General features: G+C 45.5%; 24 protein-coding genes and 1 tRNA gene. 9 read left to right on the top strand and 16 right to left on the bottom strand.

What is annotated here, in order from left to right; all coding sequences use genetic code 11:
- From HKN88_04095 to HKN88_04045, 11 genes are all read right to left on the bottom strand, one after another.
- On the bottom strand, positions 1 to 590 hold a 590-nt coding region (locus HKN88_04095; protein ID NNC97234.1), incomplete at its 3' end, for a phenylalanine--tRNA ligase subunit beta.
- Between the two features lie 26 nt (positions 591 to 616).
- Complete coding sequence (gene pheS, locus HKN88_04090) at positions 617 to 1,672, bottom strand: phenylalanine--tRNA ligase subunit alpha (GenBank protein ID NNC97233.1); 1,056 nt, start codon at positions 1,670 to 1,672, stop codon at positions 617 to 619.
- Positions 1,673 to 1,812: 140 nt separating this feature from the next.
- On the bottom strand, positions 1,813 to 2,169 hold the full coding sequence (rplT, locus tag HKN88_04085) for a 50S ribosomal protein L20 (protein ID NNC97232.1): 357 nt from the start codon (positions 2,167 to 2,169) through the stop codon (positions 1,813 to 1,815).
- Between the two features lie 16 nt (positions 2,170 to 2,185).
- On the bottom strand, positions 2,186 to 2,383 hold the full coding sequence (gene rpmI / locus HKN88_04080; GenBank protein ID NNC97231.1) for a 50S ribosomal protein L35: 198 nt from the start codon (positions 2,381 to 2,383) through the stop codon (positions 2,186 to 2,188).
- A gap of 221 nt (positions 2,384 to 2,604) precedes the next feature.
- Complete coding sequence (gene infC, locus HKN88_04075; protein ID NNC97230.1) at positions 2,605 to 3,120, bottom strand: translation initiation factor IF-3; 516 nt, start codon at positions 3,118 to 3,120, stop codon at positions 2,605 to 2,607.
- 51 nt (positions 3,121 to 3,171) lie between these two features.
- A complete protein-coding gene (gene thrS, locus HKN88_04070; GenBank protein ID NNC97229.1) occupies positions 3,172 to 5,094 on the bottom strand; it encodes a threonine--tRNA ligase in 1,923 nt (640 codons plus the stop codon).
- A gap of 229 nt (positions 5,095 to 5,323) precedes the next feature.
- Positions 5,324 to 5,400, bottom strand: a tRNA-Val gene (locus tag HKN88_04065).
- Positions 5,401 to 5,579: 179 nt separating this feature from the next.
- A complete protein-coding gene (locus tag HKN88_04060) occupies positions 5,580 to 8,237 on the bottom strand; it encodes an EAL domain-containing protein (GenBank protein ID NNC97228.1) in 2,658 nt (885 codons plus the stop codon).
- Positions 8,238 to 8,619: 382 nt separating this feature from the next.
- Complete coding sequence (locus HKN88_04055; GenBank protein NNC97227.1) at positions 8,620 to 9,051, bottom strand: acyl-CoA thioesterase; 432 nt, start codon at positions 9,049 to 9,051, stop codon at positions 8,620 to 8,622.
- Between the two features lie 19 nt (positions 9,052 to 9,070).
- The gene (locus HKN88_04050; protein ID NNC97226.1) at positions 9,071 to 10,231 is read right to left on the bottom strand and encodes an iron-containing alcohol dehydrogenase; all 1,161 of its coding nucleotides are present in this window, start codon (positions 10,229 to 10,231) and stop codon (positions 9,071 to 9,073) included.
- A 10-nt stretch (positions 10,232 to 10,241) separates the two neighbouring features.
- Positions 10,242 to 11,312, bottom strand: coding sequence for an SMP-30/gluconolactonase/LRE family protein (locus HKN88_04045; protein ID NNC97225.1), 1,071 nt, complete (start codon positions 11,310 to 11,312; stop codon positions 10,242 to 10,244).
- A 105-nt stretch (positions 11,313 to 11,417) separates the two neighbouring features.
- Here HKN88_04045 and HKN88_04040 point away from each other — a divergent pair, with 105 nt between their 5' ends.
- From HKN88_04040 to HKN88_04015, 6 genes are all read left to right on the top strand, one after another.
- Positions 11,418 to 11,876 (top strand): MaoC family dehydratase, encoded by a 459-nt coding sequence (locus HKN88_04040; protein NNC97224.1) that lies wholly within the window; start codon positions 11,418 to 11,420, stop codon positions 11,874 to 11,876.
- A 66-nt stretch (positions 11,877 to 11,942) separates the two neighbouring features.
- The gene (locus HKN88_04035; protein ID NNC97223.1) at positions 11,943 to 12,854 is read left to right on the top strand and encodes an SDR family NAD(P)-dependent oxidoreductase; all 912 of its coding nucleotides are present in this window, start codon (positions 11,943 to 11,945) and stop codon (positions 12,852 to 12,854) included.
- Between the two features lie 16 nt (positions 12,855 to 12,870).
- Entirely contained in the window at positions 12,871 to 13,011 is a 141-nt protein-coding gene (locus HKN88_04030; protein NNC97222.1) for a hypothetical protein, read from the top strand.
- Positions 13,012 to 13,103: 92 nt separating this feature from the next.
- Entirely contained in the window at positions 13,104 to 14,510 is a 1,407-nt protein-coding gene (locus tag HKN88_04025) for an MFS transporter (protein ID NNC97221.1), read from the top strand.
- 38 nt (positions 14,511 to 14,548) lie between these two features.
- Positions 14,549 to 14,731, top strand: coding sequence for a hypothetical protein (locus HKN88_04020; GenBank protein NNC97220.1), 183 nt, complete (start codon positions 14,549 to 14,551; stop codon positions 14,729 to 14,731).
- A gap of 50 nt (positions 14,732 to 14,781) precedes the next feature.
- Positions 14,782 to 15,663 carry a crotonase/enoyl-CoA hydratase family protein gene (locus tag HKN88_04015; protein NNC97219.1) on the top strand — a complete coding sequence of 294 codons (882 nt, stop codon included), beginning with the start codon at positions 14,782 to 14,784 and terminating at the stop codon, positions 15,661 to 15,663.
- Positions 15,664 to 15,668: 5 nt separating this feature from the next.
- Here the strand turns inward: HKN88_04015 and HKN88_04010 are convergent, their stop codons facing one another.
- Both HKN88_04010 and HKN88_04005 read right to left on the bottom strand, forming a co-directional pair.
- Positions 15,669 to 16,559 carry an alpha/beta hydrolase gene (locus HKN88_04010; GenBank protein ID NNC97218.1) on the bottom strand — a complete coding sequence of 297 codons (891 nt, stop codon included), beginning with the start codon at positions 16,557 to 16,559 and terminating at the stop codon, positions 15,669 to 15,671.
- Positions 16,560 to 16,826: 267 nt separating this feature from the next.
- A complete protein-coding gene (locus HKN88_04005) occupies positions 16,827 to 20,894 on the bottom strand; it encodes a prealbumin-like fold domain-containing protein (protein ID NNC97217.1) in 4,068 nt (1,355 codons plus the stop codon).
- Between the two features lie 519 nt (positions 20,895 to 21,413).
- On the opposite strand from HKN88_04005, the gene HKN88_04000 reads away from it, so the two are divergent.
- On the top strand, positions 21,414 to 21,704 hold the full coding sequence (locus tag HKN88_04000; protein ID NNC97216.1) for a winged helix-turn-helix transcriptional regulator: 291 nt from the start codon (positions 21,414 to 21,416) through the stop codon (positions 21,702 to 21,704).
- Between the two features lie 37 nt (positions 21,705 to 21,741).
- Here HKN88_04000 and HKN88_03995 read toward each other — a convergent pair whose 3' ends face one another.
- The 3 genes from HKN88_03995 to HKN88_03985 all read right to left on the bottom strand — a co-directional run bounded on the left by HKN88_03995 (position 21,742) and on the right by HKN88_03985 (position 22,794).
- On the bottom strand, positions 21,742 to 22,218 hold the full coding sequence (locus HKN88_03995) for a hypothetical protein (GenBank protein NNC97215.1): 477 nt from the start codon (positions 22,216 to 22,218) through the stop codon (positions 21,742 to 21,744).
- A 142-nt stretch (positions 22,219 to 22,360) separates the two neighbouring features.
- Positions 22,361 to 22,564: a hypothetical protein gene (locus tag HKN88_03990; GenBank protein ID NNC97214.1), complete on the bottom strand. Its 204-nt coding sequence runs from the start codon at positions 22,562 to 22,564 to the stop codon at positions 22,361 to 22,363.
- A complete protein-coding gene (locus HKN88_03985) occupies positions 22,558 to 22,794 on the bottom strand; it encodes a hypothetical protein (GenBank protein ID NNC97213.1) in 237 nt (78 codons plus the stop codon). Before HKN88_03985 ends, HKN88_03990 begins: the two co-directional genes overlap by 7 nt.
- A gap of 101 nt (positions 22,795 to 22,895) precedes the next feature.
- On the opposite strand from HKN88_03985, the gene HKN88_03980 reads away from it, so the two are divergent.
- A complete protein-coding gene (locus HKN88_03980) occupies positions 22,896 to 24,302 on the top strand; it encodes an FAD-binding oxidoreductase (GenBank protein ID NNC97212.1) in 1,407 nt (468 codons plus the stop codon).
- Positions 24,299 to 25,309: a 2-dehydropantoate 2-reductase gene (locus HKN88_03975; protein NNC97211.1), complete on the top strand. Its 1,011-nt coding sequence runs from the start codon at positions 24,299 to 24,301 to the stop codon at positions 25,307 to 25,309. The genes HKN88_03980 and HKN88_03975 overlap by 4 nt, the downstream gene beginning before the upstream one ends.
- Positions 25,310 to 25,347 lie beyond the last annotated feature (38 nt).

Raw genomic sequence — 25,347 nt, 5'->3', positions numbered from 1 at the left:
TCCGAGAAACAAAGGTCATTGAATTCAACATGATTGAGTGTCGCGACTTCACGTGCAATTCCACGCAAACTCAAACAATCACCCCGGTTGGGAGTAAGATCGACCTCGATAATTTTGTCATCCAGCTGCAAATATTCGCGTATATTTTTTCCTACAGGTGCATCATTTGGCAGCTCATACAAACCTTCCGAGCTTTCCGCAAGACCGAGTTCAACTGCCGAGCACAACATTCCGTTTGACTCTACGCCGCGCAATTTGGATTTTTTGATCTTAAATTGCTTGCCTTCAGGATTAGTGAGAAAGCCACCTACTTTGATCAGAGGAACCTTTAATCCTGGGCGGACATTTTTTGCTCCACACACTATTTGCAAAGTTTCATTACCATCATTCACTTTGCACACGCTGAGTTTATCGGCGTCCGGATGATTATCTACACTGATTACTTCAGAAACAACAACAGATTCAAAATTTGGTGCAGCATTTTCCACGCTACCAACCTCAAGTCCTGCCATAGTCAATTGCTGACACAAGGTGCTTGTATCTATGTCCGGGTTAACCCATTCACGTAGCCATGCTTCACTGAATTTCATAGTATTTTCTTTTGCTGGTTAAATTTTCAGGCAAACTGTTGCAAAAATCGCAGATCATTTTCAAAAAACAAGCGCAGATCGTTCACGCCATAGCGTAACATCGTGAGTCGCTCCACACCCATCCCAAAGGCATACCCGGAATATTCATCCGGATCAATACCAACATGCTTGAGCACATTGGGGTGCACCATACCGCAACCCAAAATTTCCAACCATCCGGTATGCGAACAGACTCGGCAACCGGCTCCGTCACACATCACACATCCCATGTCTACTTCTGCCGAAGGTTCAGTAAATGGAAAATACGATGGTCGAAATCGCACGGGTAGATCCGCTTCAAAAAACTCATGCACAAAATCTTCCAGCACCGAGCGCAGGTTGGCAAAACTTACATTTTTATCAATGACCAAGCCCTCAACCTGATGAAACATTGGGGTATGTGTTAGGTCCGAGTCACAACGGTAAACGCGACCTGGCGCAATCAAGCGCAATGGCAATTTATTGTTTTTAACAGCCTGCTCCATGGTCCGAATTTGCACCGGAGAAGTATGGGTGCGCAACAATTTGCCTGGACCAGCGACACTTTCTTCTAAATAGAATGTATCGTGCATGGCACGAGCCGGATGAGTTTCGGGAATATTCAAAGCGGTAAAATTATGGAACTCGTCTTCAATTTCCGGTCCTTCGGCCACGAAAAACCCGGCGTAGTGAAACATTTCTTCAATCCTCTCCATGGTTCTGGTGATCGGGTGAAGGTTGCCGGCGGCTGAACCACGCCCGGACAAAGTGATATCCACACGCTCGGATTCGAGTTGCTTGGCTAAAGCCTGAAGTTGTAAATCATCTTTACGCGCTTTAAGCGAGGCTTGCAATGTCTGCTTGGCAACATTAATGCCCTGCCCAACTGACTTACGCTCTTCATGCGGCAAACTGCCCAGCTGTTTCAATTGTGCGGTAAGTTGCCCTTTTTTGCCCAACAACTCAACGCGTAATTGCTCAACAGAATCCAGACTCTCCGCAGCTTTGATCCGAGTGAGAGACTCCTGCAGTATTTTTTCTAGATCGAAAGTTTGTTCCGACATGTTTGATCCAAATATTGTGTATCTAAAGGTTTTAAAAATTACATAAAAAAACGGGGTCAGCCTCGGCTTTCCCCGTTATCTTAATGCTTTTTTGTGTGTCCGTTAATATTCTAACGGCGGTAAATCATAAGTATCTGCAATTAAGACAGGCTGGCCTTGGCTTTTTCAACTAAGGCACTAAAACCTGCCGCGTCATGCACAGCGATATCCGCTAATACTTTACGATCCACTTCAATACCGGCTTTGCTCAAACCGTTTATGAAACGGCTATACGACAAACCCGAAAGACGGGCTGCGGCATTGATACGCGCAATCCACAAACGACGGAATTGACGTTTTCTTTGGCGACGATCGCGATACGCGTATTGACCGGCTTTGGTTACCGCCTGGACTGCGACGCGATAGATCTTGCGACGCGCGCCGTAATAGCCTTTCGCACGTTTGAGAACTTTTTTATGTCTTGCTCTGGCGGTTACGCCTCGTTTAACTCTTGCCATGATTCTGCTCCTTTAATTATGAGTAAGGCAACATGCGTGTAACCGACTTTTTGTCACACTCAGCAACTTGCTGAGTAAGACCGAGCTGGCGTTTACGCTTGGAGCTTTTCTTGGTAAGAATGTGTCGAAGGTGCGACTGACGACGTTTAAAGCCGCCTTTGCCGGTACGCTTAAAGCGTTTGGCTGCACCACTATTGCTTTTCATTTTTGGCATGGTTTATCTCCTGCCTCTATTATTGAGGCGTTACCACTGTTATGACCTTTTCCCAGTTGCTGTATCAGCCAACGGTTGAAGGTGTAACGTCATTGACCGAATAAGCGGTCGACTACGTTCGCTTCTTAATCAGACCATTAATAGTCTGTTCTTTTTTATTTGATTGCCGGTCAAACTCTCAACCAGCAACACAAAATTCGTTTTGATCCCGAAACCGTTAATTAACTGGCACGGGGCGCCATGATCATCACCATTTGGCGACCTTCAAGCTTAGGAAACTGCTCAACCGCAGCCAGCTCATCCAGGTCACCTTTGATGCGTTCCAGCATTTGTGCACCCAATTCCTTGTGCGCCATCTCTCTTCCTCTGAAGCGCAAGGTAATTTTAACCTTATCGCCTTTTTCCAAAAACTTGATCAAACGTTTTAGTTTGATCTGGTAATCACCCTCGTCTGTACCTGGTCGGAACTTGATCTCTTTAACGTGGATAATCTTTTGTTTTTTCTTGTTGGAGTGTTGTTTTTTCTTTTGTTCAAAAAGATACTTACCAAAATCCATTATCCGGCACACAGGCGGCTCGGCGTTGGGTGACACTTCGACTAAATCCAGGCTAGCTCCGGCGGCGAGACTAAGTGCTTCTTCGGTTGGTAAGACACCAATCTGTTCTCCATTTTGGTCTATGACCCGAACTTCATGATTGGTTATTTCTTTATTGCGTCTTGAACGTTTTTTACTAATTGTAACTACTCCAGTTAATTAAAATCTTTGTGCAGAATAAAAAAGCCAGGACTAGGCGTCCCGACCTTTAGACTGTACATCTTGGGCCACCAATGCGACCAGCTCTGCAAGTGGCATGGCGCCGAGGTCTTCCCCGTTACGGGTACGTACGGCCACGCTCTCTTGTTCGGCTTCGCGGTCTCCAAGTACCAACATATATGGCACCCGCTGCAAAGTGTGGGTGCGAATTTTAAAGCCGATCTTCTCGTTTCTCAAGTCTGTTTCTACTCTAAACCCCTGTTTTTTCAAGGCCTGGGACACAGTTTTGGCGTATTCCTTGGTTCTGTCTGTGAGACTCATGACCGTAATCTGGGTTGGTGACAGCCAGGTTGGCAGGTTTCCGGCGTAATGTTCAAGTACCACACCAATGAATCTTTCCAGCGATCCGAGAATGGCTCGATGCAGCATCACGGGTGTTTTTTTGCTGTTGTCTTCCGCCACATAAACTGCCCCCAAGCGCTCCGGCATGGAGAAATCCAGCTGCATAGTGCCTAATTGCCAACTTCGGCCAATGCTGTCGCGTAAGGAAAAATCGATCTTGGGACCATAAAAAGCACCATCGCCGGCATTCAAAGTCCACTTCAATCCAGTGGCTTCCAAGGCCGCTTGCAAGCTCTCTTCCGCCTTATCCCAAAGGGCTTCATCCCCTACCCGCTTCTCGGGTCGAGTGGACAGAAAGACCTCAATGTCACTAAAGCCGAAATCGGCATAGACTTCCTGTAAAAAACCCACAAAAGAGGCGACTTCCGCTTGAATCTGGTCTTCGGTACAGAAGATATGCGCATCATCTTGTACAAAATTGCGCACCCGCATGAGGCCATGTAAGGCGCCACTGATCTCATTGCGATGACAGGAACCAAATTCAGCCATGCGTAATGGCAATTCGCGATAGCTGTGCAGGCCGTGATTATAGATCTGCACATGGCAGGGACAGTTCATCGGTTTGATGGCGTAAGTGCGATCTTCAGAACCGGTAGTAAACATGTGTTCCGCGTACTTGTCCCAGTGACCAGATTTTTCCCATAGCGATCTGTCCAGAATTTGTGGCGTTTTGACCTCTTGGTAATCGTGGTCTTTTAATTTGCCACGCATGTATTTTTCAATCGTTTGATAAATGGTCCAGCCTTTGTCGTGCCAGAACACCATGCCAGGTGCTTCTTCCTGCAAATGAAACAGGTCGAATTTTTTACCAAATTTACGGTGATCACGTTTGGCCGCTTCTTCCATGCGATGCATGTAAGCTTTCAGATCTTTTTTACTGGCCCATGCGGTGCCATAAATTCGTTGCAGCGTTTGTTTGGTAGCATCACCGCGCCAATAGGAACCCGATACTTTGGTCAGTTTAAAGTTTTTCAAAAACCGGGTATTGGGGACGTGTGGCCCGCGACACATGTCGGTGTATTCTTCATGGTGATACAAGCCAATGCGTTCCTGGCTCTCGGGAATGTCTTGTTGAATAATTTCTATTTTGTAGGGTTCGCCACGATTCTCGAAGGTATTGATCGCCTCATCCCGTGTGGCCCATTGTTTGACCACATCGTATTCAGTCTTAATCAACTCGTGCATACGGGCTTCAATTTTTTCGATGTCATCGGGTGTAAACGCACGTTCGTATTCGATGTCGTAATAAAAGCCTTCATCGATTACCGGGCCGATAGCCATTTTGGCATCCGGATACAATTGTTTAACGGCATGTCCGATCAAATGCGCACAGGAATGGCGAATGATCTCCAGACCTTCGTCACTTTTGCTCGTGTAGATAACCACATCGGCGTCTTGCTCGATAAGATCGCTGGCATCGATCTGGTAACCGTTCACACTACCGGCAATGGTCGCTTTGGCTAAACCAGGACCAATATCAGCGGCAACTTCAGCCAAAGTCACAGGCTTGTCGAATACGCGTTGAGAACCGTCGGGAAGTGTGATTACAGGCATTGTTTTTCTCCAGTGGCGATCCTTACAAAAGATCGCGTGATTAATGTTTGTTGATACTATGAACCTCTGCCTGAGGTTTGTTTTAGTCCCTGCGGGACAAACTTAATTGATTTTAGATCTCAGCATAGCTGAGATAGGATTATTCTTTAAATCTCCGAAAGCTTAGCTAAAAGGCTTTTAATCCCTGCTAGCAGGGATGGGATTATTTTTTAAGCTGCCTTAGGCAGCTTGGTAGGACTAAGCAGATTCGAACTGCTGACCTCTACCATGTCAAGGTAGCGCTCTAACCAACTGAGCTATAGTCCTGTGGGTGTTTTCTGTGCAAATTGTTCTGCAGGGTCGGGAATTTTACTGGGTTTAAGGAGGCTGTCAATTAAAAGCGACACTGAAGCTGTATAAATCCGTGATTTGGCGGTTCTCAGCACGAAATTGTCAACAACTCGTATCATGTACAGCAAAAGTACCCGTTACCACAGTGGCTGGTTTTACACCATTTTTGTACGACGCTTAAGCCAGTGTTCGATCTCATCCCAATTATTCGGCTTGCAAATAAAATAGCCTTGTGCCGTATCGCATTGCATTTTTTTCAGATTATTCAAAGTGACCTCGTCTTCTACACCTTCGGCGATCACCTCGAGCTCAAGTGCTTTTGCCAATTTGATAATGGTCTCGACAATGTATGCGCGATCGGCGCTTTTCAACATGTCCATTATGAATGAACGATCCAGTTTTAATTTATTGATCGGGAGATTTCTCAAATATGCCAATGAAGAATATCCTGTTCCAAAATCATCTATTGACAATTTTATTCCCAGGTCTGAGATCTGGGTGAGATATTCTGTTGACTTGTAAGCGTCATGCATAATGGCCGTTTCAGTGATCTCAAGTTCAATTTTGGACGGGTCCGCATCAAATTTTTCCAGCAACACTTTTAACAATTTTACCAGTCGATTATCTATAAGGTTACGCGCTGAAATATTCACTGCAATTGTGTAATCTTGCCCGTTCTTGATCCATTGTTGTTGTTGTGCAAGTGCCTGATTCAGTATTTCTTCTGTGAACTCAAAAATGGAATTAGACATTTCAATCAGTGGAATGAACATAGCCGGACTCAACATACCGAGTTTGGGATGCTCCCATCTTGCCAGAACTTCAAAGCCTTTGATGTCCTTGGTGATAAGGTCCATTTTTGGTTGATAATGCAAAAATAATTGACCGCTTTTTATCGATGAGCTGAGCTCGGCGATCATGGTCAAACGTTCCGGGGAATATTTATCATCCGAGGTTTCGTAAAACATATAACTGCGGGCGGATGTTTTGGCGTTATACATGGCAACATCAGCGGAACGTAATAAAGCATGATTATCCAGCCCGTCATGTGGAAACAATGCAATCCCGACACTCGCCTCAATACTAAGATTCAGGTCCTTGATCGAGAATGGCTCATTCAATGCAGCGAGTATTTTTTTGACTATGGATTTTGCTTCTTCTTTACTACTAACATCATTGGCAAACAATATAAATTCATCGCCACCAAGCCGGCAAACATCAAACTCTTTATCAATATCCATGGCTTGCAGGCGAGGTCCAATTTCCTTAAGGATCAAGTCGCCAGTAAAATGACCGAGGGTATCGTTAATTTCCTTGAACCGGTCAAGATCGAATAAAAACAATGCCGCATTATGCATACGGTTATTTTCCATGGCATTTTCGAAAAACTCATGAAAATTAGAGCGATTGGGCAGCCCCGTCAAATCGTCATGCTTTGCTATAAAATTCAATTCACGATGTTTTTCCGCATTAATCAACGCCAGCGATACTGCTTTACCGATCGAACGTAGAATGTCGAGATTTTGTTCGTCGAGCACGTGAGCACTCGCATAAGACAATATTATTACTGCAACTTTTTCATCGAGATATGTCAGGGGAATGATTGCTACAGAGTGCAATCCGGCTTGAGCGATCAAATCCCTGTATTTTGGCAGAATACGGTCATCATGCAGAATATCGCCGGAATACAACATTTCTCCGGTCTCCAGTGCATTGCCGATAAAATCCGGATTAATCGGTAACACACTGACTTTTTCTGATTCGCCGGGATTACTCCCGTGCTCATCAACAAGATTCAAAACGGTGTTTGATTCGTCCACCTCGTAAATGGCAACACGAGGATTTCCCGGGTAATCAAGCATTGCCTGCATGGTTATTTTGTAAATATCTTCTTTTGCAGTAGTCGCATGTAATTTATTGGACAAATCGTTAATTAATGCAAGTTCCAGGTTATGACTAAGCAATTGTTCCCGGGTTTTCATTAATTCACGTTCAGACTGTTTTCGATCACTGATGTCACGCATGCAAGCCATGACGGTCATTTCATCGTCTTCCATTGGCTCAACAACACTCAGGGTAACTTCTGCAATAAACGGTGTTCCATCATATTTCAAAAGCTCCCACTCAGTCTGATGTTTATTGTATTGGACGATTTTACTGATAATAGCATTAGCCTTGTCATTGGAATTCACCCCATCGTGTTGCACAGCAGGTGAATAGCGTGCTACATGACTGCCAATTAAATTTTCACGATCACTCCCGAATAACCTTGCCGCTTCTGCATTACAGTCAATTACCCTGAAATCCTTAAGCAAAAATATTCCGTCGCCGGAACTTTCAAACAGATGTCTGAACTTTAAATCTTTTTGTTTAAGAGATTTGCGTATGTTCAATACCGGCCCGATATCAATCAGTGTGCAAAGGTAGCCAATTGACTGCTTGTCTTTGTCTTTTAATTCACTAATGGTCAGGCGAATTGGCAATAGACTTTTATTTTCACGGTAAAGCAAACACTCGTATCCACTGCCTTTTAACTGGTCCTTATGCATAACTATTTGTTCAAAATCGATCTTTCTTAGTACCTCATTATCTGAAGTAAAATCTTGCATCAGATAATCTGGGCTGTCTACTGAATAAATCAAATTCGAAAATTGCTTGCCTTTAACTGCAGATTTATCACAGTTAAGTAATTTTAGTGCTGATTTATTCAAGAATGAGACATGACCTTTCAGATCGGTAGCAATAATTGAAAATCTCGAATTGATGTACATCGCATTTTCAATAATTGAACCACCAGTAGTAGATGTCTGCATGGTCGATTTGATTTGTTTGCTTTCGTACACTTAACGCCCCTGCCCTGTGTAATGAAAATCGTTCTATGAAATCATGAACAAATTTCTGGCTTCGTTATTTCTGATAATGTCATATAAATTGCTATCAAGTGTCATATTTGCACAACTTTTTGACTTATACCAGTATTTTATAATATATATGGTGATATTTAAACCATTTATAGATGTTTCATAATTCAATTCTTCATTGAATACAGTATTTGTAAAATATATAAGCAAGTATCGCTCTTCATTGATTGTTTATAGGAAATTTGCGCCAATTGTGGTGATTGATTGAACTTAATGAGCAAATGCAGCTGTTCAACTTGTGAATAATTTTCATCCCAAAAAAATTTAATTTGAATTATTTCTCCAAGATCGCAATCAATGCATTACGAATATTTTCAGGAATCGGAGTGGATTGCCCACTCGCGCGATCCACGAACACGTGGGTAAAATTGCCATGTGCGACAGCCTGATCTGAATTCTGTTTAAAAATCCCGATTGCGTAAGTCACCGAAGAATTTCCCAGCTTTCCTACCCGGACTCCTACAGCAAGTTTATCCGGGTACGCGATCGGTGCATGATACTCGCACGAGGATGCAACAACGAATCCGACGGTATCGGAGTTTTGAATATCCAATTCACATTTATCGATCAAATATTTGTTGGCAGCTGTATCAAAATACGAATAATAAGTAGCATTATTTACATGGCCGTAAATATCGTTATCCATCCAACGTGTAGTGACATCCACAAAATAACGATAGTCTTGTTTTTTTGGAATATTTTTCATATTATTTATTCACGACAATTCAGTAAGCGGCGTTATAAATTGCTTGAGCGTCAGCATAGCTCACTTCACGCGGGTTATTAATGAGCAATCTTTGTTGTTGCATACCCGCTTCAGCTAACATGTCGAGATCGCCCTTTTCAATATTCATGGCTTGTAAAGTTGTAGGAATGCCAAGGTCTTTGGCTAATTCAAGAAAATACTCAGCCATCATTTCAGCCGGCTGCGACACATGTTCAGCCGAATTTGGTTGGCAATCGGAAATACATGGCACCAGTTCAGCGTACAGATCATCGGCATCGCGACCATTAAAGCGCAACACGTGTGGCAGCACCAAAGAGTTGCTCAGACCGTGAGGGATGTGATAATAGCCGCCCAATGGATACGCCAAAGCATGTACCGCAGCTACCGGGGCATTGGCGAAAGCTTGCCCGGCGTACATTGCACCTAACAACATATCGCTACGAGCTTTTACATTACTGCCGTCTTTAACGGCGACTCGTATTGAGCCCGACAACAAGCGCAAGGCTTCTTTTGCCAACATATCGGAAATAGGATTCTTCAGGCGCACACTGGTAAAAGACTCGATCGCGTGCACCATGGCATCGATACCGGTGGCTGCCGTTATGTGTGCAGGCAAACCCAAGGTGAGTTCGGGATCCAGAATTATCGCATCCCCTAATAAGCTGCGACTGACCACGCCCGATTTGGTGGTCTCACCGGTAGTCACAACCGATACCATGGTCGCCTCCGATCCGGTTCCTGCAGTGGTCGGTATTTGTATGAGTGGAAGACGGCCACTGCGGATGTTGTCTACGCCGTAAATTTCGGCAAGTACTTGTTGCTCTTTGGCCAGCACGGCGATAACTTTGGCAACATCCATGGAGCTGCCACCACCCAAACCGATCACGCCATCACAATTGTCCCGTTTAAGTTGCTCAAAGCCTTGTTGGATGATCTTGTCAGACGGATCCGCCTCTACATCCACAAACAAGGATACTGTGATATTTTTACTGGCTAGGCTAGTTAATGCGACCTCCAATAGTCCGGCTTTTTGTATGCCGGGGTCCGAGACCAATAACAAATTCTTTAAATTCAATTCATCGGCAATGTCGCCCAATTTAGAAACTGAGCCTGGCCCAACATGTGTGTCTGGCACTGTACTGAATAAAAATGATTTCATAATTTATGTACTAGTTTAACTCCAGCGTACAGGCCGCTTGCATGTTCAAACTGCCCAGATAAAGCGTGTTACCGAACTGATTCACGCTGGTGATACTGCTGCATTTGCCATCGGGGTCCTGAAAATTGTGGGTGACATTGCCTTGCATGTCCAATCCAACGATAAAACCGTAATGCGTATCGGCTTGAATCCAACTCAATGGCAGTCCGGCCAAAATAGTGCGTACAAAGGGTTTGTCAGCCATAGCGTCATTTATCTTCATGCGAACGGCTGGCAAAGCGACCCAAAATGTATCCTTGCCATTAAACGAAATATTATCCGGATTTCCAGCCAATCCCGGGTGAAACTGATCCTTTGTGCCTTTTTTATTCCCTTTGAGCCATAAACGATGGATCCGCCCCGTGCCCGTCTCGTTAACCAGTACAAATTCTTCGTTTGCAGAAAGCGCAACACCATTGGCAAAAAACAGATTGTCCATGTGTACCGTGGTCTTTTGAGTCGCTGGCGAATAACTTAACAAGCGTCCCGTATGACTGCCTTCGATAAAATTATAAAAAGTTGTTTGAAAATTAAAAATTGTACTGGCGTCGGAGAACCAGATGGTGCCATCGGAGGCAATATCCAGATCATCTACAAAGATCATTTTTTCACCGGCCACTGAATCGGTTAACACTGTTATGGTTTTGTTTGGCGAGATCGACAACAAGCCTTTATCGGCATCGGCAACGATCAGGTTCCCAACACGGTCAAAGTGCATGCCCAGTGGACGCCCTCCGGTATTGACAAATTCTTCATATATTCCATCTGGCTTAAAACGCACAATGCGCCCGTCCTCCAAGCCTGTAAAGAAAAACCCGTCTGATCCGCGAGTGATATCTTCGGGACCTATACCGATATTTTTTAGGATATGTTTTGCTTTGCGTAGTTTTTCGTTCGGGGCAAAATCACCCTTCAATCCTGGTAGAGGTGCAGGTTCCCATGCAACAGGACTGACTCTGCTCGAACCAAGGAAATAAAGACTGAGCAATAAAAAAGCAAACAAGCCGAGTAGACCAATAAGTAATTTAAATAGAACTTTCATATTTTTCCTATATTGGGTCTCTGGCTTAATTAGCGCTTATCAGAATGACAGTCAGTCACTGAGCGGTTATGATGCATTGCTCGCCAAGTCTATCGGAACACTAGCATGAAAACCATTACAAAAGAACAAGCACAGAATTACTCTGAAATTGAAACACTGCCAAGCGACTGGTTTACCGTGACGCAGGATCAGATAGACACATTTGCAAAATGTACTCTGGATGAGCAATTCATTCATGTAGACCCGGAAAAAGCCGCTCAAACCCCGTTCGGCGGCACCATCGCTCACGGCTTTTTAAGTTTATCCATGTTGTCGTATTTTTCCGAGTCCTTTGCCTTGTTGATCGACGGCTGTTACATGGGGGTAAATTACGGTTTTGACAAAGTACGCTTTATCGCCCCGGTCCGCAGCGGCAAACGCATTCGCGGGCATGGCAAAGTCATCGAGATCAAAGAGAAAAAGCCCGGAACTTTTGCTTTTCGCATGGAAGTGACCATTGAGATCGAAGGCGAAGACAAACCGGCACTCATGGCCGAGTGGTTAACCATGCAAATGGTGAAATAAATATTATTAGCCCAAAAACACGAAATTCAAAATACACAAAACCCTAAACACACGAAAGAAAATATTATGAAAATAGATTTTAAAGATCAAGTTGCCATTGTTACCGGCGCCGGAAATGGTCTGGGACGTTCACACGCTTTGGCACTGGCCGAGCGTGGCGCGAAAGTCGTGGTAAACGACCTCGGCGGTGATGTCACCGGTGCGGGTTCGAATAGTACCGCAGCAGAAGAAGTGGTCGCCCTGATCAAACAAAATGGCGGTCAAGCCTTTGCGCATCCCGCTAATGTTGCCGATTTCGAGCAAGTGCAAGATATGGTTGCACAAGCCATGCAAAAATGGGGCCGCGTAGACATTCTGGTGAATAACGCCGGGATCTTGCGAGACAAGACTTTTGCCAAAATGGAGCTGGATGACTTCAAACTGGTTATGGATGTGCATTTGATGGGAACGGTTAACTGCTGCAAGGCCGTGTGGCAAATCATGCGTGACCAGAATTACGGCCGTATTGTTGTAACCACATCCTCCAGTGGCATGTACGGTAATTTTGGACAAAGCAATTACGGTGCGGCAAAAATGGCGGTGCTCGGTCTCATGAATACATTAGTTCTGGAAGGCGCGAAAAACAATATCAAAGTCAATGCGCTTTCCCCAACTGCCGCCACCCGCATGACTGAAGGCCTGATCCCGGAAGAAGCCTTTAAATTAATGACCATTGAATCGGTCACCGCCGGCTTGCTGACCTTGTGTCATGATCAGGCACCGAATCGCATGATCCTGTGTGCCGGTGCCGGAGGCTATGCCAGTACCCGTTTGTTCGAGACCGACGGCATTTACCTCAAACCCGACCAGCAAACGCCGGAAAATATTGTGAAAAACATGGATGGCATTTGCGACATCAGCAATCAAGCGGAATTGGCCCACGGTGGCAAGCAAACCGAAAAATTCATTATGAAAGCCATGGCTGCCTTACAAGTCTGATAAATGACACAAAAGAATGCTGTCACTGTTTCAAGCAGATAATCTGTCCCTGACCTCGGCATCACCCTGGTATGTGGATCGTCCGGAAGATGCAATTCAGACGCTGGCTGCAGTGACTCGCATTCAACAGTTAAAATACAACGACTCCTGTAAATAAAATATGGAATCACCATTCACGTGTCCGACACGTACAATCGGGTATTGGGTGTAAAATCTTAAATGACTTAACAACAACTTTTCGGGCTTAATATGCGTGTAGGCATCAAACTGGGATATGGCATCGGGCAAGCCGCGGACGGCGCCAAACAAGCCGCATTTAATACCTTTTTGTTGTTTTATTACAATCAGGTCTTGGGTTTGCCGGCCACCCTGGCAGGCCTTGCTGCCCTGATCGCTCTGGCGGTGGATGCCATCACCGATCCAATGATGGGCCAGATCTCAGACCGCTTCCGATCCAAATGGGGTCGTCGTCATCCTTTCATGTTCGCCGGTGCCCTGCCTTTCGCAATCGCGATGTACGCCTTGTTCACGCCGGTTTCCGGACTTTCGACCTATGCATTATTTGCCTGGATGGTTTTCTGGGCAGTGACACTGCGTTTGATGTTGACGGTGTTTTTTGTGCCGCATCTTGCCCTGGGTGCCGAGCTAAGTGACGATTACCACGAACGCACCTCACTGATCGGATACCGGGTATTTTTTACCTACACCGCAATCCTGAGTTTATCCATCATTGTATTGATGACATTTTTGAAAAACACAGAAGCCTATCCCAACGGCATGCTCAATCCCGACGGTTACCCAATGCTGGGATTATTATGTGGCGTGGTCGGTGGTTTAGCGATGTTACTGTCGGCCTTCACAACCCGCAGCACCATCCCCTTACTCAAACAGCCCGCAGCAACAAGCGACAAACGCAATCCGCTATTTGCCGTGATCGATGTGTTCAAGGCCTTGAAACTGGATTCATTTCGTGTGATCTTTTCGGCCAATCTGTTGTTTAATATCATGGCGGGCGTGATACAGGCCTTGCTGATCTATGTGGCAACCTACGTGTATGGCTTCGACTCCAAATATTTTGCTTTTCTGACCCTGGCCCTGGTCATTAGTGTTATTTGTGCGCCCTGGATCGCACAACTGGTTTCCAAACGCATTGGCAAAAAAAACACCCTGGCGGTATCAATTTTTCTGGGCGCATCCATCGCCTTCGCACCATTAATTGTGTATTTGCTGTTTGGGTTGGATTTTATGAACCTGGATCAAAAACTGATTTTTGTGTTTGTGTGTAACGGTTTTGGTAATGCCTTTTTTATCGCCTATGTGATCATGATCGATTCCATGATCACCGATACCATTGACGAGAACGAGTTACTCACGGGTCGACGTGAAGAAGGATTGTTTTTTGCGGCCCGGGCCTTCTGCACCAAAGCCAGTTACGGTTTGGGTGCCTTTTTTGCCGGTCTGTCCCTCGACATCATTAAATTCCCGAAACAGGCCGATCCCAGAGATGTCGATCCCGGCACCATTACCGATCTGGCCATACTGGCGGGACCCGTGTGCTTACTGATGTTTCTCGCAACTATATTGATCTCGAACCGCTATGGACTAACCCAACAGCGGCATCAAGAGATCGTGACTCAGATTGCCGCGCGCGCCTAACAACTGATGTTAAAGTTACTATGCAAAACTTTTCTTAAGTGACTGTTATTAGTATTAAGTCTTCCTTGCGTGGCGAAGAGTGTGAAAGTGGCGAAAGTGGTGAAGCCGTGCACGAACTGCGCGATCCCTACGTGTTCGAGGACTCTGTTGGTGAGCTATACTTGTTTTACAGCAGTTCCGGTGAGCAAGCCATAGGAATCGCATTGCTATCGTGTCACTAAAACTTAACTAAATATAAAATTAAATAGAAATTTACAACCCTGGACCTTGTATGAACTACAACACACTTAAGTACGACGTGAATGAACACATTCTCACTTTAAGCCTGCATCGTCCGGATAATATGAATGCCTTTACCGTGGAGATGTCGCAGGAATTGATTCATGCATTTGAGCGTGCCAGTGACGATGACGAGGTACGTGCCATTGTGGTGACCGGATCGGGCAAGGCATTTTGTGCTGGCATGGATCTTTCCGTAGACGGAAATGTTTTTGGTTTGAATGAAGACCTCAAGCCGAGTATGGCCGACATGGATTTTAGATTGCACGAACCGGAGATCGAGAACGGGGTGCGTGACACCGGCGGTAAAGTGACCCTGGCAATTTACGAGTGCAAAAAGCCGGTAATTGCCGCCATCAATGGTGCCGCCGTCGGCATCGGGGCCACCATGGCCTGTGCCATGGACATTCGACTGGCCTCGGAAAAAGCCAAGGTCGGTTTTGTGTTCAACAAGATCGGCATCACACCCGAAGCGGCTTCCAGCTGGTTCTTGCCGCGTATTGTGGGTGTCTCGCAAGCGCTGGAATGGTGTTACAGCGGTGACATTATTGGCGCCGACGAATTAAAAGAGTGCCGTTTTGTCAAATCGGTGCACGCACCGCAAGATTTGCTTGAAGCCGCGTATAAGATTGCGCGACGCATTAGTGATCACTCACCGGTGGCCATCGCCCTGACCCGCCAAATGATGTATCGCAATGCCGCCCAGCCCCACCCGCTAGACGCGCACAAAGTGGACTCATTGGCAATTTTTTATCAAAGTCTGGAGGATGGCAAAGAAGGTGTGGCGGCTTTTCTGGAAAAACGCAAACCGCAATACACTTCCAAAGCCTCAACCGACATGCCCGAATTTTACCCCTGGTGGGACACCAAATAGCCTATTCAGACCGATACGTTTGTCACATGCTCGACAATCAGGTTTGAGATACGCGGGATCAATTCCTGTGGCAGGTCGTGTCCCATGCCGTCAACAAGCTCCAAGCGGGCATTCGGAATGGCATCGGCGGTATCGATGCCGCACTCAACCCGCACCAGCGGATCATCTTTGCCATGAATAACCAGACTGGGAATATCCACTTGCTCCAGGCCTTTACGGCGTTTGGTGGAGGCCGCGATGGCCAGCATTTGTCGGGCGGTTCCGTCACGTGGCATGCCGCGCTCGAGTAAATTTTTCACAAACATCTCGGTAACCTCGGGGTCAATCGGGTAATCCGGACTACCTATTAATTCCCAGGTACGAATCGAGAATTTCAGTCTGTCTGCAAACGAACTGGATTCGGGCCTACTCATAAAATGGGTGACGACTTCTTTTTTCGGACCGGGCAAACCGCGCTTACCCGTGGTTGACATGATCGAGGTCAGACTCAAGAGTTTCTCTGGATGATCGATGGCCATTTGTTGTGCGATCATGCCGCCCATGGACACCCCCAGCACATGCGCTTTGTCAATCTGCAAATGTTCCAGCAAGGCACAGGCATCATCCGACATATCCTTGAGGGAATACACCGTTTTGACCGGTAGTCCCATTTTACTTTTCAATAACTGCCAGGCGAAATTGGGCACCCCCGCTGCAGTGAATTTTTGCGAATGCCCCATGTCGCGATTATCAAACAAAAGCAATGTGAAACCGGCATCGCGCAAAGCGCGTAAAAAGGCCGGCGGCCAGGCCGGGATGGACATACTCAGGCCGTGGATCAAGAGTATGACCGGCTTATTCAGGTCGCCTTTGACCTCATAGGCTAGCTCGATGTTATTTATTGTGGCTGTAGGCATTGGTTTTCAATTCATTTCTAAAAGAGCGTGCATTGTAACTGAAAAAACTCTTATTAAAGAATGATGACATAGTAATTTATTATTTAGGAATTTTCCAGATCAGAAAATACTCATAAAAAATCACAAATATAAATTTCTGAAATTTATTTCGCTGATTAAGCAGTCATTGCTCTTTTCATAATTCTGATATAAATGTTTAACAAAATAAAAAACGAGCCCTAAGAATCTAGGGCTCGCCTATATTTATCAATTAAATAATCGAATGCGCTAATTACACAACACATTGTTGTTGTATGCGTCGAGTATACCTCCTAAGTAATTAGCCTCTTCAATGCCGGCGACCATAGCGCCCTTATTTTTCCCTTTGGGTTTGTAGGTTTGATTGCCATCAAATCCAACTTCATCCAAGAGCGCATCAGCTGCATCGATCGCATCTATTAGCGCCTGACAGGTGCCTGCCGTAGCATTGATATTGAGCTTCGCCGCTACCAGCTGAGCGACCATGTTGTAGATCGGATCACCTGCTGATTTCTTGCCATCCCTAACCACATCCTCATTTTTGACTTTACGTTTATCGAGAAGATCGACCGCAATCGGGCAAGTGTCAACAACATAAATCGAGTTCTGAATGCCAAGCCCTAGTGTTACTGAAAGGTTGGCATCGAGAACGGCATCCTGATTGCCATTACCGTCACACGAAGTCCAGTTTTTCCAGAAACCAATCGTGCGTGCGTCACCTTCAGGTGGCGGTATGTTATTGACATTAAACACCTCAGTCTCACCGACGCTTAACTCAAAGTCGATGCACTCGGTACTGTTATCACCACCCTCCGGCGTTGCGCCGAGTGGCGTGAAGCCGTCGATCGTATTGCTCCAGCCAGGCATCATGCCGGTTTCGCATAATTGGTAGGTTCCCGGTACTAGTTTCAGACCACCAAAGTCGGCCTCGCCATTTGCATCAGTCGTGTCACTGGCGAGAACGTTACCCTCAGCTGATATCGACGCGCCCTGTCTGATCTCGAAGTTAAATCCTGCAGCAGGTTGACCTGATGAAGTTTTATTGACCATCACCATGCCTTTGGCCGTATTCGTGATAGTACAGGTGATGTCATCTCCTAATCCGACACTGACCGTGTCGCCGTCGACCTGACCACCCGAGCAGACCCAGTCACTGGCCACATAGCCATCGGGACCGGACTCGGACAGATCGTAGCTGCCTTGGTCGAAGCTCGCATTACTCATGACGCCGGTCATACCCGAGAATCCGGTTGGGCCGGTTGCCGTCAGCGTCCAGTCGTTTGCAAGAGCAGTTCCACCAGGATTAGCGCCATTTTCAACTACTTTGACTAAGGTCAATTTCGGTGCATCGTCGCTGTTGGTGAAGGTACAGGTCACATCATCAGTTGTATATAACAAGAGATCTGGACTCGCTTTGCTTACACCACTGACATCCGTACCACCAGCTGTTGCATTGGCACAAGACAGACTCTCATAGGTGTAGTTAGACACACTGCTTTCACTCAATACATAGTTACCTATAACTACAGTTGCATCTGTAATAGACGAATCACCCTCAACACCTGAGCTTATAGTCGGTCCAGTGGCTGTTAAAGTGAAGTCAGTATCCAAAGCTATACCACCATTATCCTTAATCACCGTTTTCAGCAACGTCAATTCGGCGATTTGTGGATTACAGTAATGACTCAGATCACTGTCTGGTTCTAATGTACCGTTTGTAACAGTTCCCGTAGCGGTACCCGTATTTTCGTACAATGGTGTCATTGGATGAATTCCACATAATCCTTGCATAGTTGTGAACGATGTAGTCAACAGGTTGTCAGCCGTTCCAGATGCGATGCAGGTCATCATTTCATCGGGCTCTAAAGTTGTTCCTGGACAGGTAACACTCACACCCTGGTCATCAGTAACGTCTATATCTGAAATGGTCACATTACCCGTATTGGTCACCTTATAGGTCCAGTTAACCTGGCCTCCAATGGCAATAATAGGAGCATCACCGGCAGTAGGATCACTGGCGCTGACACCGTTAGTCGATTTTACAATTTCAATTGATGGATCGGCATCAACCGGGGTAATGACTACTGGTGTTGTGTGAGTAACAATCAGACCGAATTCATCTTTACCACGTGCAATGGCTTCATTAAATACCTGCCCGGCATTGGCTTCAGCGAGTGTCACTTCATGCCCGTTAGTGGTTTCACAATCAGTGCTTGCTCCCGGTGCCAAGACTGCAGCATTACATGTAACGGTTAATGCAAAAGTCAGGTCTTCAACAAAAACCGTACCACTAGGAGTCAATTCCAAATTACCGGTATTGGTGACGGTAAATTTATAGAACAAAATATCACCCAATGTGATGGTTGGATCGTTATTGGTATCAACGCTTCCATCCACATTAGTGAAGTTTTTAAGTTCCTTGGTGAGGAAAATTGAAATGATCGGAATGCTCAAATCATCAAATGCATCGGGTGCTTCATTACTGAATGCGGTCACTTTATTAAATAAGACACCACTGTCAGCTGTTGGTGAACCGTTGGCATCTAATTCGGCTTGAGTGAAGGTATGTGTTGCCGTACAACTTGTGCTGCCACCCACCGCGATCGTGTTTGACGTACAACTTGCATCATCATTATCATTATCGTCATCGATACCCACACCGGTCAGGGTCACATTACCGTCATTACTTACCGTGTAATCATAAGTCACTATTTTAGGTACAACATCATTTAAGCTTTTGGTTACAGACAATTTCACCACGGACATTAGAGGAGTTTGCTCGATCGGGATCATGTGATCATCCATGTCTGTTACAACTGTATTGTCAGGATCCGTACCACTTGCTGTCGCCGTATTATAAATTTTACCGTCAGGAGGGACTCCATTACCATTATCGTCTAGATCAGTTTGAGTCAAAAGATAAGTCGCAGTGCAATTTGCTGAATCGCCATCCAGATAAGGGGGCGTATTCGGATTATCGGGATTGGGGGCTAACATTACGGGATCTGTCGCGGGATCTGTAAAACAATCAATGCTAACAACATTCTGATCCGATTGATTGTTAATTAATGGGTCAGCAACTGACACCGGATTCAATGTCACGTTACCGATATTAGTGACCGTAAAGTCATATTTGAACCTGTCACCTGCATCATCACCATCGCCAGCATCCAGTTTAATGCCGGTTTTTACAATCTTGATCATAGGATCCGGAATTAACGAATTGGTGAATGTACACACCTCACTCTCTTTACTGTCTAGCGTTAATTCGCCATTTGTTGACAATAAATCAGTTACTTCATCATCATCATTTACACACACAGCACTCAAAAGTTCCCATTCATCATTGCCGGTTAAATCTTCAGTCAGGTTGTAGGCACCTTCCGATAAGGTAAGTACACCACTCGTACCCTCACCATTTACCGTAGTTATTGTAATTGGGTCTGGTTGTTCAGATAAATTAAAATTAAAGATATCATCAGCTCCATTGTCCAATTGCTTAACGATGGTCAAGGTAGAAGGAATATCAATACAGTCTTTACGCTCGGAGTTGGGATCCAGAGAGGTAAAGCTGCAGACATTGCTGAGTTCAATACCACTTGGCATATCAGTATCTAGTTCGACCATCTCGTCCACAAAAACAATGCATTCAACTTCGTCATCTAAGAATGGATTTTGCTCGCCTTCACGACCTGGTACACCTGCAAACGGATCGGGCACATTGACATTTAAAACACAAAAAGAGTCGTAATTGGGATTATTGTTCAATGTTCCTATATTAGGGTCAGCAAAAGGTGCTGTTCCACTTGCGATCACTCCATTAGAACCATCACCGCCTCCACCAGTAAACGGGCATCGTGCCCCTTCGTCGGGTTTTGGCTCACTGTTTTTACAATCAAAGAGCTTAACTTCGACCAGCTCCAGGCCGGTTTGAGCATCATTTTCCTGAAAGGATGCACACATGGCAAAATCAGCAAATCCGCCGGCATCATCGGAATCGAAAAATGCACAGGCATCGGCCGAATTTGCACCGGTTCTGTCGGTATCATCAAATGTCCAAGAGACATCGTAGTATGCAGAATCATATGGATCGAACGGAGCTACCAAATGAGTGTCCGAGAAGCCGCTCTGTGAGATATCGGATTGATTCGGCACATCGTCTGGCCCTTGTGCGTCTAAATTGAATACGATGTCATCGGTTGCCAAACTGATCTGGCTGAACCCCATGAACAGGGTTGTAAATAAAATTGTAAAAAATAGATTGAGAATGATTTGCCCAGTCTGACCCATGTGACCTTCCCGCATAGAATCTTTCATTGACTTGTCCTCTGTCAGTTTTTGCGTAAGTGCATATTTACAATAAATTCGTAATTAATAAACTCCAGCATCACTAAAATCAATGCAACTTTCATGCCAAAAAAAATGTTTTAGCGTAGGTCTATGAATTAATGGAATATATTAATGCGATGCCAGAGTGACCCGATCCAGATATAGGAAATTGACAAAAATGTGTTTCGCTTTTAGAACAATACCCGAGACAATTAAATTGTATAAGCCAATTATTTCAATAACTTATGAGTGCTTTGTGTCTTTTTATTAAACTTACGTAATTGCGGATAGAGCTACTAAATTACCTAGAATTGTTTTTAATTTACAGAGACTTATGCATGACACATTATTGTTACATACACTTTTTTGTTATACTGAAAGTACGCGTATAAGAGAACCAACACTCTTCGGTTTTGTAAATCAGAAGTGTTAATTCTCGTTTAATATTACTTATAGATAAAGAAGCAAGACACCATGACAACTGAAACATTGGTCAGCCCTGATGTAATGCTGAAAGCGGCCGACACAGCATCTCGATTATTAAAAACTCTATCGCATAGAGATCGCTTAATGATCTTGTGTCAATTAAATGATGGCGAGCACTCGGTCAGTCAGTTGGCTGAAATGCTGGACATTCAACAATCTCCCTTGTCACAGCATCTGGCGCGGATGCGCAAAGAAGGTCTCGTGAAAACCCGGCGTGTGGCCCAGACTATTTATTACTCCATCGACAGCCCGGAAGCGTCTCGCATCATCGCAACTTTGTACGATATTTTCTGCAACCCTGAAATTAGTTAACTTAAATTTCTAATTTTATATCTCGACTGACACGTTCCTACTGACACGGCTTCCAGAGGTAAGAACGCTTCTCGACCCATTGCTGGTTCATCAGCTCAAACGACGTGGTGCGATAGGCCTGATCCAGCATCTCGATACGATGGCGATCTTGCCATTGACGCCCGTCGGGCAGACTAAAGGTTTGCTCTTGTTGATACACGCCCATGTCAGTCTGAATCAAGCTGCCCTGCCCCACAATTCCATTGTGTCCAAATTGCTGGGTGACAACCTGGCCGCTTGCGCCGTCCCAAAACAAACGGAATTCCCAAAAGTCCGGGGTTTGCACTCCTTGCTCCCAGCCAAATAAGCGACCGCGTTTGCCATTTTTGCCAATTGCGTATTCCCAAGTGTTTCCATAAGCCTCGGCTTTTTCATTCTCATTCTGGAATTTTGCATTACTGGTTTTCCAACAGCCATTATTGTGTGTGAAAAACTCCAGATAAGATGCATACCAGTTCGGTTGCTGATCGTTCAACGTAATCGGCTTATCAGAAACCGTTCGGTCCGCTGTTTGTTCAATCTGATGCTCGCTCGAATGCATTGCACACGCACTGCCGAGCAGAGCCAAAAAAAAACAAACAAACCTCCGCGTTGCAAAACTCGTCTCAAAATATGGCTCAAGTCAACCAACCCTTCATGGTGGACTTATGCGAGTGATAGATCAGAAAAACGCACACCACAAAGATCATGCCCGGCATGGCGGCGGCTTGGGCACCATAAACCTCGAATGAGTTACTCAATACAAAGGCGTAAAACATTTGCACGATCAAGCCTAATAAGGAGATCGCAAACACTGGTGTTGCCCAGTCTTGTTTCAGCAATAAACCAATACTGCCAAGCACACCAAAATAACCGCAACGCCGAAAGCCACATTGGCCCAACTGGGGGTGTTTGCGTACAGCTCTTGCTCGGCCGGAGACATGCTTGCTAGGGTTTCCGGTGACATCAATACAGCCGTTGACAGAAATGCGCCAAGACCTAACAGATTCCAGATCAAGGCCAAAACCGCGACCACCCAGAACCACATTGGTAATTTATTCGTTTCAGTCATATCTTCCCTCCGGTTTAAAGCATTTTTAATAATGCATTGTCATTTATAATCAGTCAATCCAGAGTACGCGTAGAATTCACTAAACACAAGCCAAAAAGCTCATGCACGACACCCATAAAAATACCGGCATTCAACAACTGAAAGACTCACTTCCGGCTGAATCCTGGTCCGAGGACCCCGAGCTTATTGCCCCGCATTTACACGAATGGCGGGATCGCTGGCAAGGTCATACGCCCTTGATGCTGACTCCCCACAGCACCGCAGAAGTGGTTAAGGCGGTAAAGATCTGCTCTGAGTTTGGTCTGGGTATTGTGCCACAAGGAGGCAATACCGGATTAGTGGGTGGTCAAATCCCCCAGGGTGAAGTTTTACTCTCGAGCAAACGCCTGAATAAATTTCGCAGTATCTCTGCCAGATCCATGACCGTTGAATCCGGTTGCATACTGCAACACGTACTCGCAAAAGCCGAATCCAAAAACACCATATTTCCCTTATCCCTGGCATCACAAGGTAGTGCCACGATCGGCGGCTTGTGCTCGACCAACGCCGGTGGCGTGCATGTGGTCCGTTATGGCAGTATGCGTAATCTGGTGACCGGACTGGAAGTGGTATTGGCCGATGGCTCAGTTTTCAACTCACTGGAGCCGGTGAAAAAAGACAACACCGGTTACAATATGACCTCCACATTTATTGGTGCGGAAGGTACTTTGGGTGTTATCACTGCAGCGAGTTTACAATTAATACCCAAAGCCAAGCATATCGAAACCCTGTTGCTTGCGATCACTGATGTAAAAAAAGCGATTGCAGTACTGCATGCCTGTGAGGATAATTTTGGTCAAAGCTTATCAATGATCGAGTTATTGCCACAGATCGCCCTGGATTTTGTGACTCGACACATTCCCAGAAGTAAAAACCCGTTTGCAGAGAAACACCCGTGGTATTTATTGATTCATTTTGAATTTCATCACACCGCGGGTACCACCACCCAAGTTGAAAATTTTATCGCCAATCTGATCCAGAATAAATTGATCGTCGACGCCATCCGTGCGGAATCTCTTGCCCAAACCCAGGCCCTGCTGGAATTACGTGAGCATATATCCGAGGCCCAAAAACCCGAGGGCGGCTCGATCAAGCACGATATATGTGTACCGCTGGAAAAAATTCCGGAATTCATTCACAAAGCCAGCATTGCGGTCACTAGCCTGGAGCCCGGCTGCCGACCGGTTCCGTTTGGACATATTGGTGATGGCAATATTCACTTTAATGTTTCACAACCCCCTGGCATGGACAAAGCTATTTATCTTTCGAATACCCAGCGTATGAATCGTGTGGTGCATGACATTGTTAGCGACATGGGTGGCTCCATCTCGGCCGAACACGGTATCGGGATTCTAAAAAAACAAGAATTGGCCGAACGCGCCAACCCGATTAAGCTTGCAACCATGCGAAAACTCAAGCAAGCTCTGGACCCGCAGAACATCATGAACCCACGAGTATTATTTTTATGAAAATCGTTATTTTCGGAGCCGGCTCCATTGGTTGTTATGTCGGTGGCAAACTTTCGGTTCATAATCCAGATGTAACTTTTCTGGGTCGGGAACGCATTCAAAAAGTTATCCAGACCAATGGATTGACCCTGAGTCATTATGAACTGCCCGAGGTCAAGATCAAGGCGGAGGATATTAACTACACCACCGACCTGGGATGTTTACGTGAAGCCGATCTGATCTTGCTGTGTGTAAAAAGTCAGGATACGCTAACCGCCATTTTGCAGATCAAGCAGGAAGCGAACCCAAAAACCACTGTGGTCAGTTTACAAAATGGGGTGCAAAACCCGGATCTGTTAAAAATACATTTGCCCGGCTGGAAAACAGCATGCGGCATGGTTCCCTATAACGTGATCAATAAAGGCAATGGACACTTTCATTGTGGCACAGAAGGTGAATTGGTCTTTGAGCGCAGCTATGAAACCGGTTTGCTTGCACAACAATGCAAGCAGGCCGGCTTGCCTACCCTGCAAAGCGACAATATCAGCGGCGTGTTGTGGGGCAAGCTTTTACTCAACCTGAATAATGCCTTGAATGTCTTGTCTGGCAGACCCTTGAAAGAACAATTAGCCAATAAAACTTACCGCCTAATTCTTGCCACATGCATTGAGGAAGCAATGTCTGTACTGAAAGTGGCCAATATCAAACCCGAAAAGATCGGTAAAACCAAACCGCAACAAATGTTGAAAATATTGCGCTTACCCAATTTCCTGTTTACTCCGGTGGCCAACACCCGCATCAAGATCGATCCTTTGGCGCGTTCTTCCATGTGGGAAGACCTGCAAGCCGGACGTGGCACTGAAATAGACTATATCAATGGCGCCATTATCAAATTAGCCAAAACACATAAAAAGAAAGCCCCGGTTAATCAACGCGTGGTTGAACTGGTCAAAGAAGCTTTTGCACATGGAAAATCACCCGCCTATAGCGGCGAGGAATTACTCGAATTGTTACCCATTAAAAAGTGAGGCAATAGACGTTTAACAAGCTATTTTAGACTGATTGC

The organism is Gammaproteobacteria bacterium, assembly GCA_013001575.1.
In the GTDB taxonomy this organism is placed as follows: Bacteria; Pseudomonadota; Gammaproteobacteria; order Steroidobacterales; family JABDMI01; genus JABDMI01.
The sequence above is the reverse complement of the archived record's forward strand: the minus strand, read 5'-3'. Positions and strand labels throughout refer to the sequence as shown.